Raw genomic sequence first — 1,885 nt, 5'->3', positions numbered from 1 at the left:
TTTTGGTGCGCCCGGCAGGGCGCACCTACTTGGGGGTGGAAGTCCCCTACACACCCGGCAAGGGGAAGTGTTAGCCAGAGGCAAGGGTTCCCCGGGCGACTGGGGGTCTGAAGGAAGCCCGAGGCAAAGCGCTGGCCTGACGAACAGGAAGCGGATACGAGGCGACGCAGCGGGGTGAGGCCGCCAAAATTGCCAAAGCCCAGTACTTGCACGGAACGATGCGGCGTATATCCGACAGGCATAAGCGTGAAGGTGGGTGCGTCATACCCGGGGAGATCTGCACTGCTGCCATGGTGTGCTACCGGCGTCGAGAGGCGCTGGGATGGCGGTGCAGAAGTCAGCAGAGGCTATATTAGGCGCGCAGTTGGCGCTGAAGGGCCGAACACGAACGAGCGCGATTAGGACGACAGACCTCGATGCTTACCGACGAAGCCCAAATGCACGAACGAGTGCAGCCCACAGCGGAGGAAGGCGGGCGGAACCTGCCTGGGGCCGATGGGGGTGCGGAGGCTGGCACGGCGGCTGTTGGGCAAACGAAAGCGCAGGCGCCATCGCTGATGGAGGCGGTGGTCGAGAGAAGCAACATGCGGCTGGCGTACCGGAAGGTGGTCGGCAATGGCGGCGCGGCCGGGGTGGATGCCCTGGAGGTGACGGCGTTGCGGGACTGGCTGAAGGTGAGTTGGCCGAGCGTCAAGGCGGCGTTGCTGGCCGGCCAGTACATCCCGCAAGCGGTGCGTGCGGTGGACATTCCCAAGCCCGCGGGCGGGGTGAGAACACTGGGCATCCCGACGGTGGTGGACCGGCTGATCCAGCAGGCGCTGCTGCAAGTTCTCCAACCGATCTACGAACCGGGGTTCTCCGAGTCGAGCTACGGCTTCCGGCCGGGGCGCAGCGCCCAGCAGGCGGTCTTGCAGGCACAGCGGTACGTGCAGGAAGGCCGGCGCTGGGTGGTGGACATTGACCTGGAGAAGTTCTTCGATCGGGTCAACCACGACATCCTGATGGCGCGGGTGGCCCGACAAGTGAAGGATTCCCGGGTGCTCAAGCTGATCCGGCGGTATCTGGAAGCGGGGCTGATGCGTGGCGGGGTGGTCGAGGCAAGGAGGCAGGGCACGCCGCAGGGCGGACCGCTGTCGCCACTGCTGTCGAACATCCTGCTGACGGATTGGGACCGTGAACTGGAGAAGCGGGGGCTGTCGTTCTGTCGCTACGCAGATGACTGCAATATCTACGTCCGAAGCAAAGCGGCGGGGCAAAAGCTGTTGGCTGGGATGACGGCGTTCCTTGCGGAACGGCTGAAACTGCAGGTCAACGAAGGCAAGAGTACGTGCGGGCGCCCGTGGGTGCGCAAGTTCCTGGGCTACAGCGTGACCGCACATCGTCAGGCCAAGCTGCGTATCGCCCCGGAGAGTCTGCAAAGACTGACCGGGCGAATCAAGGAGCTGATGCGTAAGGGGCGAGGAAGGAGCCCGGCTCACACGATAGCGGTGCTGAATCCGGTGCTGCGCGGGTGGATTGGGTACTTCCAATACACGGAAGCGAAAGGCGTGTTGGAGACACTAGACGGGTGGGTGCGGCGGCGGCTGCGCTGCGTAATGTGGCGGCAAGCCAAGAGCCGCGCTACCCGCACTGTGATGCTGCGTCGACAGGGCTTAACGGAGGACCGCGCGTGGCGCTCGGCCCGCAATGGGCAAGGCCCATGGTGGAATGCCGGGGCCAGCCACATGGGCGCAGCCTATCCAAAGAGCTACTTCGACGCCATGGGGCTGGTCTCGCTGCTGGATACTCAGCGGCGCTTGCAGTCTCGTTCGTGAACCGCCGTATGCGGAACCGCACGTACGGTGGTGTGAGCGGGCTGAGGGGGCGACCCCTCACCCGACTCGAT

1 protein-coding gene is annotated in these 1,885 nt (G+C 64.8%); it reads left to right on the top strand.

Annotated features, from left to right (window positions below; genetic code table 11):
* Positions 1-416: 416 nt before the first annotated feature.
* Positions 417-1,814: a group II intron reverse transcriptase/maturase gene (gene ltrA / locus AC3WVS_RS31195; RefSeq protein WP_492321728.1), complete on the top strand. Its 1,398-nt coding sequence runs from the start codon at positions 417-419 to the stop codon at positions 1,812-1,814.
* Positions 1,815-1,885 lie beyond the last annotated feature (71 nt).

Source organism: Cupriavidus sp. CPT47-8839-RL05A (assembly GCF_058792255.1).
The sequence above is the reverse complement of the archived record's forward strand: the minus strand, read 5'-3'. Positions and strand labels throughout refer to the sequence as shown.